At 42.9% G+C, this 9,271-nt stretch carries 13 protein-coding genes; 5 read left to right on the forward strand and 8 right to left on the reverse strand.

Features of this window, described 5'->3' with window-relative positions; all coding sequences use genetic code 11:
- Window positions 1–115: 115 nt before the first annotated feature.
- The 8 genes from AC0IWZ_RS23455 to AC0IWZ_RS23490 form a co-directional block, all read right to left on the reverse strand.
- Window positions 116–388, reverse strand: a complete 273-nt coding sequence (locus tag AC0IWZ_RS23455; protein WP_471679274.1) for a helix-turn-helix domain-containing protein — start codon at window positions 386–388, stop codon at window positions 116–118.
- Between the two features lie 304 nt (window positions 389–692).
- The gene (locus tag AC0IWZ_RS23460) at window positions 693–935 is read right to left on the reverse strand and encodes a hypothetical protein (protein ID WP_471679275.1); all 243 of its coding nucleotides are present in this window, start codon (window positions 933–935) and stop codon (window positions 693–695) included.
- Entirely contained in the window at window positions 932–1,645 is a 714-nt protein-coding gene (locus tag AC0IWZ_RS23465) for a DUF2786 domain-containing protein (RefSeq protein WP_471679276.1), read from the reverse strand. Before AC0IWZ_RS23465 ends, AC0IWZ_RS23460 begins: the two co-directional genes overlap by 4 nt.
- Before the next feature lie 736 nt (window positions 1,646–2,381).
- The gene (locus tag AC0IWZ_RS23470) at window positions 2,382–2,573 is read right to left on the reverse strand and encodes a hypothetical protein (protein WP_471679277.1); all 192 of its coding nucleotides are present in this window, start codon (window positions 2,571–2,573) and stop codon (window positions 2,382–2,384) included.
- A 168-nt stretch (window positions 2,574–2,741) separates the two neighbouring features.
- Window positions 2,742–3,038 (reverse strand): hypothetical protein, encoded by a 297-nt coding sequence (locus tag AC0IWZ_RS23475; protein ID WP_471679278.1) that lies wholly within the window; start codon window positions 3,036–3,038, stop codon window positions 2,742–2,744.
- Window positions 3,039–3,045: 7 nt separating this feature from the next.
- Window positions 3,046–3,321 carry a hypothetical protein gene (locus AC0IWZ_RS23480; RefSeq protein WP_471679279.1) on the reverse strand — a complete coding sequence of 92 codons (276 nt, stop codon included), beginning with the start codon at window positions 3,319–3,321 and terminating at the stop codon, window positions 3,046–3,048.
- 875 nt (window positions 3,322–4,196) lie between these two features.
- Window positions 4,197–4,385: a hypothetical protein gene (locus AC0IWZ_RS23485; RefSeq protein WP_471679280.1), complete on the reverse strand. Its 189-nt coding sequence runs from the start codon at window positions 4,383–4,385 to the stop codon at window positions 4,197–4,199.
- Between the two features lie 142 nt (window positions 4,386–4,527).
- Window positions 4,528–4,776, reverse strand: a complete 249-nt coding sequence (locus AC0IWZ_RS23490) for a hypothetical protein (RefSeq protein WP_471679281.1) — start codon at window positions 4,774–4,776, stop codon at window positions 4,528–4,530.
- A 494-nt stretch (window positions 4,777–5,270) separates the two neighbouring features.
- On the opposite strand from AC0IWZ_RS23490, the gene AC0IWZ_RS23495 reads away from it, so the two are divergent.
- The 5 genes from AC0IWZ_RS23495 (at window position 5,271) to AC0IWZ_RS23515 (ending at window position 9,232) form a co-directional block, all read left to right on the forward strand.
- Complete coding sequence (locus AC0IWZ_RS23495) at window positions 5,271–6,164, forward strand: DUF6364 family protein (RefSeq protein WP_471679282.1); 894 nt, start codon at window positions 5,271–5,273, stop codon at window positions 6,162–6,164.
- Between the two features lie 69 nt (window positions 6,165–6,233).
- The gene (locus tag AC0IWZ_RS23500; RefSeq protein WP_471679283.1) at window positions 6,234–6,806 is read left to right on the forward strand and encodes a hypothetical protein; all 573 of its coding nucleotides are present in this window, start codon (window positions 6,234–6,236) and stop codon (window positions 6,804–6,806) included.
- Window positions 6,807–6,868: 62 nt separating this feature from the next.
- On the forward strand, window positions 6,869–7,306 hold the full coding sequence (locus AC0IWZ_RS23505) for a hypothetical protein (RefSeq protein WP_471679284.1): 438 nt from the start codon (window positions 6,869–6,871) through the stop codon (window positions 7,304–7,306).
- A gap of 301 nt (window positions 7,307–7,607) precedes the next feature.
- Window positions 7,608–8,426 carry a hypothetical protein gene (locus AC0IWZ_RS23510; RefSeq protein WP_471679285.1) on the forward strand — a complete coding sequence of 273 codons (819 nt, stop codon included), beginning with the start codon at window positions 7,608–7,610 and terminating at the stop codon, window positions 8,424–8,426.
- 20 nt (window positions 8,427–8,446) lie between these two features.
- Window positions 8,447–9,232, forward strand: coding sequence for a hypothetical protein (locus tag AC0IWZ_RS23515; RefSeq protein WP_471679286.1), 786 nt, complete (start codon window positions 8,447–8,449; stop codon window positions 9,230–9,232).
- Window positions 9,233–9,271 lie beyond the last annotated feature (39 nt).

The raw sequence follows: 9,271 nt of genomic DNA on the forward strand, positions 1-9,271 counted from the left end.
TTTGAAATGGATAGAATTACTAATGGATTTATGTTTGCCGAACAAATATTTTTGAATGAAAGTAATCCCAATATAAAAACCCGCCGCAGAGGAGGGTTTTTATTAGACGTGAGAATTATGTGTTTTTGTTTCGAAAAGTTCGCTGGACAAGCTTACCTTCGCTATCAAAATAACGGCTAGGCCAGATATCTTCTGGATTAATACCTAATGCAAGTGCAATTAATTTTTCGCCTTTTGGCCAGGGCCTAATGATTGCATTAGCAAGAGTTGAACTACTTAACCCAGCGCTCCTGGATACTGCTGCCAGCGATGTGTTCCGTTTTCGTAAACCCGCGATGATATCAGCAGGATGCCAATCTGTTTTTCCCGATGAACTATTTGAAGACATAATTACTCCCTGGGTGGCGACCACGACAAGGTTTGCAATACCGGCAAACAAACAAACCGGCGAGCCTCTCGGCTCCCTTGCCGTGACCGCCGTAATTCAGGCGAGCACAGGCACACTGGCAACGAATTGTCAGCGGTTTGTTTGAGTGGGGTTGCAAATCCCCGCCACTGTTTCTCAGTGGCGGGGTAAGTTTACCATAACGGGGCAGCACACCGGAATTACAGAAAATTCCGGTGCCAAAAGTTTGAAGAACCCATGTGGGTAAGTTTTGTTTGCGTATTTAATTAAGAGTGGGGGCAGTAACTCAATCGATAACCAGTGGGGGTCTACCTGTTTTCGGGCGACGCTGACGAACTTCGATTTGTAATGCCAGCCTGTCCTGTGGTGATAAACGTTTCAAAGCTTCCAGACCAGCGCGTAAAACATCTGCGCGTGAAGATCCGCTTTCTTCCATGAATGCGGCGCACTGTGCCTGGTCTTCATCTGTCAGGGAAACATTGACCCGGCTAATGCGGTTACGGTTGGCGGGAGAACTCTGGTTTTTCATTTGTTATTTCCAATACGAACGGGTTCGTTGCCATTCACGCCATGAAGCAACTGCACTTTCTGGCCTGTACTGAATCCCTGGACTGCTGCGATATCGACGCCCCGTGCTTTACCCGGTTTACGAGTCTCGAGTGTCTTCATACCCACACTGAGATTTTTAATACGATAGGACTCTATGAGTGCTGATTCGGTATCGCTTACAACAAAGTCTGTTACAACGTAATAAGCGCCTTCAACCCACGCAGAGCAGAAGGTATCAGCTCGAGCGGTTTTGGTAGCTGTCTTTATACTTTTGCGTAAAGAAGCAATGTATTCACGACGAGCGATAGTCAATTGCCTCCCGAGAACCTCAAATGAATAGGCCGCAATTTGTGGCCGTTCGCCTGGTCCGTAATAGGTAATTGTCCTTTTCGCCGCTTTACCCGCCTGTTCTTGACCGAAACTTAAATAGTGTTTCACCCCGAAAACTCTGGCGACCATTATGGCTAGTAACGCCATATACTCCGGCATTTTCTTAGCATGAGAAGGGGATTTGTTGGTTGATGCCTCGTTGATATCCAACAACGTCGCATCAGCCTCTGTCAGTTGGTGTGTCTCCATAAGGCGTTGTGCATGACGTAGAGCCAGTGCGGCTTCCTCTGCGCTTGAATTATTCCGCGACATGGCCAGAAGCTTCTTAATTCTCTGTAAGTACTTCTCTTTATTCTGCATAACCAGATACCCCACCTTTACTAGCTTTACATGCAGGTTGAAAACCGTTTTTCATCAGTATTCCCTCTCGTTGAAAAAGTAATCTTATGTAACGATACACACTGTTAAAGTGAATATACGCCAATGGCCAGAGAGTAGCAATTAAGGGTGTGTATCATTATTCAATGATGAAAGCTCTGGGAGTTTTAAATCAATCATGCACATCATATTGAATACACGACAGTTTCAAACACCATATATTGATTATCCACAGAAATTGGGGATAAGAGATGTATAAGTATTGGGAACGTTGAACTGTCATATGGCAATCAGGGTAGGGCTTCATATGGCCAATAACAGATAAGGAGCGGGAACCGCACCAAACTCAATGATAAGCAGAAATAGAGGCACAGTGCTGCAGGTTGGCACCTGATATTTTTGGAGCAGATATGCATGTTGTAACTAGGATATGTACTAATCGCCACGGTAATGTATGACCGCCAAATATTGCTCATAAATCCTGTTGTTGCCGTTGCTGGCCAACACCATCCAGCCGCAACCGGCGCGTGTTTTTTATGTTATTTAACCGACAGTTAATCAAAGGAGAAGCATTGAATCATGACAGTGAATGGTGCGCTGTGTAAATTCTGAGGTTCCGCGTGGAGGATTATGAGGGAATATTGACATAGAAGCGCCAGAACAGCCGCATCCGCGACCGTCCGTCATGGCTCCAGGCAAACCAGGGTGTGTAGAACAGTCAGTAATTAAGCGTAATGACAGTAAGGCCAATAAAGCAAGCAATGCTTATAATGCCACCCAAGAGATACATATTGCGCCTGAATTTAATACTCCCTTTGATAACCGGATCGCGAGCACCCGCTTTTAAAGATTCATCGTTGTAGCGATGACCTGCATTTTCAGTTGTCTCTGGGTGAAGATACCAGGCCATAAAAAAGCACCTGATTCCATATGCAATAATTACAAAAAGTACCATGTAATCAAACAGTTTCATAATCGTATACAACTTATTGTTTTGATTTGTTATTGTTATCGGCAGAAACTGAAAAACCATTAAATATGTCATAATATGCCGATATCAAGTTACTAAATCATCTGATTACCGCTGAGGTTCAACAATTTTCGGTGACGCCAATACAGCCATAGCCCACTTGCCAGATTCACAAGAAAGCAGATTTCCCTGAGTGTCATGAGCAATTAGCCCATTAGGCCGACATCCTTTATCTGTTGTTTCAATATTGGCAAAGCTTGAAATAGCTCTGACCTCTTGGGACATTTCCCGGTTAGCATAGCTATGGGTTGTGGGTTCGGCGCTCTTAATGTCTTTTAAATCGACACTATATGAACAGGCGGAAACTAAACATGCAGATGCTGCGATTAATTTTAATAGGTTCATTTTTTCCTCACTTTAATTTAATAATTGATTTATTTTTCGCTATGCGCAATTTGACCTTTTTTAAGGCTGCAATTTGTCGCTTGACCACCTGGTCCCACTCATATTGAGTTAAACCACCGCGAGCAATAACCTTTTCACGCCATACTGGACTTTCTAATAGCGTCACAGACTGAAATAACGTTGAATCAAAAGACGATAGTGGGATTATACGAATGTATCGTTCCCATACACGTAATGATTCAGACCAATAGATAAACATCCAGGCAATCATTATCAACTGCATAAATAATCCTGATTGGCAGGGTATGGGGTATAAGTGCCGAGAAGACACAATAAACACAGCGTTATTAAGTTTTATATAATAAAACACACCCAAAACTAAACACATTACCAAAGATTTAATATTACACAAAATATTGACAATTAGAAGATCATTATAGAAAATCATTATGATTAATCTAATATTTGATTGAGTCACCAATTCACTGGCCATTGACCTCTTTAGAAAAGGAGTTTTTTCAGTTTGGAAGAATGAGAAATCCAAATCAAACTCGGCCAATATTCTCAACATGCTAATGCATACTGGCTTCAAATGATTAATTCACCGTAGCCATTTTTTTGTATCCATACAAGCCTCCTACACATCAGGGGGCTTTTTTATTGGCTGGACAGAAAACGCTGTATGTCTAACTGCCGGGAGAATTAATACCAGGTAGTTGTGATCTGCCCGGAGCGATGCCGCCAGTGTCCCAGATGCCGCCCGGAAACGCGTGAAATCTTGTTCAAAATATCTGGAGCGGTCGCAGCTGCGAAACGACATGGCCGCCGCGCTCGATGTGCAACCGGCGCGAGTATTAATTTTTGTTTTACAGTGAGTTAGGTGTTTTGCAATGCAAAAAATATCGGTGAGTTTTTTTGAATGTATCATGAAGCGCGTTGCGCTACGTGAAATCTGAGATTTTGCGGGGGGATTGGGCGCAAGTATTTAAAAGGCCGCTGGTGCGGCCTTTCTTTAAATATTTTTAGCAAACGATGCTGCCACTATGCACAGTAGAGCAATGCTCCACAGGAAAAGACTTAATACGTTAATCGTTTCAAATGCCCACATACCGAATTTCCCTGCTGTATTTAAATCGTTATACCAGTTTATAATCCGCTTTATCTTAACCAGTAAGCAGTCATGGCAATGGCAATACAGGCTGGGCCGAATACAATCAGAAAGCTATTCAGCCTTGTTGGGATTCGCCCCAACACTCCTGTTGATTCTAGTGGTAGCATCAGGAATAAGGACAGAGCAGAACCAACACCAAGAGCCATGAATAAAGAAAAAACCCATGTTGCAGCCATAATTATCTCCCTTCTTGTCATGCTTTTAATTGATTGTATCAGGCCAGATCTCGCGCAGCCAGAAGAACTGGACAGAAATGGCTGTATGTCTAATGGTGCGGAGAATTAAACGAGGAGCGTAAAAAAGGCCGCTGTCGCGGCCTCAGTTGGAGTTTTTAGGAGGATTGTAATGGCGATCTATAAAACTAGCCCATTCTGTGCGAGTCATTCCTCCACGTTCATTGATTTTCTGAACCCAGCCAGGGTTTTCATAATTTGCGGCAGTTTTGAAAATACCCAACTTATCTGATGTTAGAGGCACAATACGAACATATTTGTCCCAGCCCCATACGAGCACTGCAACAGCAATCAGCAATAAAAGAATCAGAACTACGTCCACCAAATATCCCATATTCTGCGCCCTTAGAAATTTCGAGATTATGACTCATTGTATCAAGCCAGATCTCGGGCTACCAGCATTGGACAGAAAACGCTGTATGTCTAACTGCCAGGGGAATTAATACCAGGTAGTTGTGATCTGCCCGGAGCGATGCCGCCAGTGTCCCGGATACCGCCCGGAAACGCGTAAAATCTTGTTCAAAATATCTGTAGCGGTCGCAGCGGCAAAACAACATGGCCAGCGCATCGAGGGCGAAGTCGGCGTTTCAATGAATTTTTGTTTTACAGTGAGTTAGGTGTTTTGCAATGCAAAAAATATCGGTGAGTTTTTTTGAATGTATCAGGCGTCGCGTTGCGCTACGTGAAATCTGAGATTTTGCGTGGGGGATTGGGCGCAAGTATTCACGCAGGAGCGCCATTATTTTAAAGATTTATGTTAATGCTAGCATAGCAATTTATATGCGATGTGATAACATGAGTTGATACCTATCTAATAAAGGCAGCACAATGAAGGTGAAACAGCTAAATCTCCGGTTCCCGGAAGCACTGATAGACCGCCTGAAATCAACGGCAAAACAGGAAAACGTTTCTGTAAATATGCTAGTTGAACGTTATCTTATTAATGGTCTGGACAATGAGAGCAGCGATCAGGCCGATTATTCCCGAATGATTGCCGAACCTTTTACACCTCTCAGTCGCATTTATCACCTGCTGTCCGATAATATTTCTGACAGCGAATATAACTACGATACAGCCCCGCTAACACCTGCTGAAATACGTTTTCTGGCAGAGGGTTCACTGGCTGAAATAACCAGGCGCAACATCCAGTTACCCTGGTATACCGAAACTAAAAAGATTGCAGAACATGCACTAAAAAGCGAGACAATCACTTTTGACGATGCTGACAGATTATTTCCGTTTACCCTGCGTCATTATCTTAAATCTCGTGCAGATCGCGTCACATTTGCCACTGACAATACACCAGATACCATCCGTTCCGTCACCAAAGAATATCAGAATGGAAACCTGAGTTTTCGTCTGAGCGTAGAAGGAACAATTCGTAATCGCATGGTTCCGAAGGAACAGCGCGTATCGCCGCTTGTTCGTCTGGATATTGACGGAAACTATTTCTCAGTCATGCTGGGCATGGAAAAATATATCGCCACAGTACGCCTGTTACGCTATATGGAAAGTGAAAGCTTTACCAAGGATACCCCTGTTATTAATGGGATAAGCTTCACCCGCGCCGATAAGCCTGAACACTGGAAAATGCGCAATGATGATATGGAAATCTTACTGACCGACGAGGAATTACAGTACCTGTGTAACGGTCTGCTGGATGCACACAGCAGCCAGCTAAAGTCAGTCATGAATATCATGATACGGCTGAACGGCGAATAGTCAGAAAAGAGATTACACGGCTCAGAAATGCAGCCAGTAAGAAAACCACCCCTAATAAAAAGGATAATCATGAACATTCTGAAAAAGATGATATGTGCAACAGTGTTGTATGTCCCATTTCTTGCCAGTGCCTCAACAACACCTTCAATGAATGAAACCCCTTTATTAATAATCCCGCAGCATGTCGCGGTTTACAGTTTTACCACCGCTAAAAGCGATGCACTCAAAAATATTATCCGTGAAATCGGGAAAAATGGTTTTGTAACGTCAACGGCTGATTTAAACAATCTCGATAACAGCGTGATTGTTTTCAGGAAACTTAAATCAGGTGACAAGCTTACTCCTGCAATCCTGAAACCTATCATCAGCAAACAAGCTGATATTAAGAGTGAATGGTACACTGATAGTTCCATGCCTGATTCGCAAACATGGGGAACGGGTAAAACAGAGGTAAGCATAAGAAATAGTGCTAGGTCAAAAACGGAAGAAGGCAATATTAGTCTTTCTCAGGAAATTTCAATTCTGGATGATGGATTTGAACGCCATAGTTTTCAAGACTTCGGCGTAACAAAGGATGGTTCCGTGATTAATATCCTCATGATTCAACCGGGGAAATATTTTGTGATCATGACAACAATCTGACCACCCTAAAAATCATTAAATCCAGAATGACACGACTAAAAACATCAAACAGGAGGAAAGGTGTGAAAATCAATAAAGAAGATAACCTGGAGAACTGCCCGGACTGCGGCGAGGATATGCCAGGCGGTAAAACACGCTGTACGCGCTGCCAGCGCCAGCACGACGCCGAAAATATGACCGAGGACGATTACCGCGCACATGAAGCGCTGTTCCCATCAGCCAGCATTGCGCCACAATTGCCCCTCATTACGTACACCGTGGGCGTGAAATCAGTATCAGATATACTGAGAAAGCAGGAACAACAGCAGTATGCAAACGCCATACGTGAGGCGATAAAGGCGGCATATCCGGCTTATGACGTTGTGGTGACACTGGATAGCACCATTGGTGGCGCAGAATGTCAGGTGAGTAATGATCCGTATGGTAAAACGGATATTGCAGAGCATACGTATTCTATCGCCCACAGCGTCTGGTTAAGGGCGGCGTGGCTGGATAAATAAGGGAAATGCTCAAACAGCCGCGAAAGCGGCTTTTTTTTGGGCGCTGGACAGAAAAACCTGAGTGTCTAGTTTCATTGTAAACCCGGCTTTGCAGTGTGGGGGAGTTTTACGGCTAAAGCCGTAGTGCTTTCTGAGTCCTCGCTGGCGCTGCGGGGCTTCCGGCGTAGAACGCCTCCTATGCGCTCTGCGCATCTAACTGATGGACAGATCACGCTGTATGTCCAATGTGGTGTGGGAGATTACTGTAACAGGCCAATGAGGTAACATAGTCGGCATTGCTGGCAGGTTTGAGAGAGACACCATGATTTACCATTATACGGATTTGAACGCTGCAAAATCGATAACTGAAAATGCCCAGGTATGGCTGACCGATTATCGTTTCCTGAACGATAAAGAAGAATTTACGAATGGGTATGAGGTTCTGTTGGATGCCCTTGATGAATATCGTAATTATGCAGAGAAATACCCGAAAGACTTTATTGATGATATAGCCAACGCAGTTGAGTTTATTCGTGGTGCGGGTTTTCAGGCATGTGAGCGTAATAATATATTTGTAGCTTCTTTTAGTCGAATTCCCGATTTACTGAGTCAGTGGCGTAGTTATGGGATGTATAGTCTTGAACTGGATGATGAGTTTTTCAGAGATGATGAAGTAGTGGTTTTAAATTGTCATTATCTTCACCACCCAAATGATGCGCTTAATTATGCCGATGATCTGATTGCTGAATTTATATTGCCTGAATTGATGAGTGTTTGGGACAGAAATAAATCGTTTGTTTCTGTTGAATTAAGCTCACTAATTGATATTTATGCTCTTTCATTCAAACATGCTGCTTTCTGTGATGAGAATGAAATCAGGTTTGTTATAAGTTGTTCTTCCGATGATGAACGTATTAACTATAGAGTTAAAGGGAACCTGTTAATACCATATATCCCTTTTAAATTTGAACCTCAGTTGCTAAAGAGTATTACGATAGGCCCCATTGATAACCAGGAACTGGCGTGTCAATCTCTGTCCATGTTCGCAGGAAAAGTTTCTGAGAAAGTCCAGCAAGAACAAAGCGATATTGAGTATTGTTTAGTTGTGGAAAATTCCAACATTCCATATAGAAATATTTAATAGGAAAGGGTGAGCTGAAAATGAGTGTTCGCAGCCAGTTAAAGAAATTTAATAACAAGAAATCCCCTGCAAAAATTAGTCTGAATTATGAAAGTGCAATCAATTATGATATGTATGCAGTTTATATAACGCACCCGGAAACAGGGGGGCAGTATATTTTTGAAAGCTATGATAATGGTAGGGTACAGGCAAAAAAGTGGGATGATGAGAAAGGGAAGTTTGACATTACAGTTGAGCTAGACCCAAGTGAATTAAATGACGAATCATTTTCGGGGACTTTTTTTTACAAAGCACATCAGGCAGAATTTTCGAGTCTGAAAGATTTAGTCTGTTGGCGGGAATGGATCTATAAAGTCGGTGCGGTATGGGAGAACGTGGTTCACAGTCGCGCAAAGTATCGCTATCGAATGAAACGACAAACAATAAAAAAAAGGATGCAGGTACTTGATGCCGTTATAGAACTGTACCTAGATAACGAAGAACTAACGCCTGTTCCAATCACGCTAATAATGAACAAAGTTTATAGTGATATGTGGATTTATCATGATAGAACGAAATACATGTGGAAGGAGTTAAGATTAAGTCTGAGTGCTTTTGAAGCAAGTGGGGATGTAATTAAACAAGATGAGAATAATTATCTTCCCCAGGGTAAAGCGCTTTTAACTCAGGAAAAACATCTCGATGAAGAAAAAAAATATAGCGAATCAAAACGCATACAGGTAGGCATGTTGTTTGCTGCGGGAGCTTCATTCCTGGCCGCACTTGGCAGCGCATATGCAGCGTTTATGGCCTTACCAAAGCCATAGAATGGACAGAACAGGCTGTATGTCCAAGTGACGGGGGAA

Source organism: Buttiauxella sp. AC142, assembly GCF_979253435.1.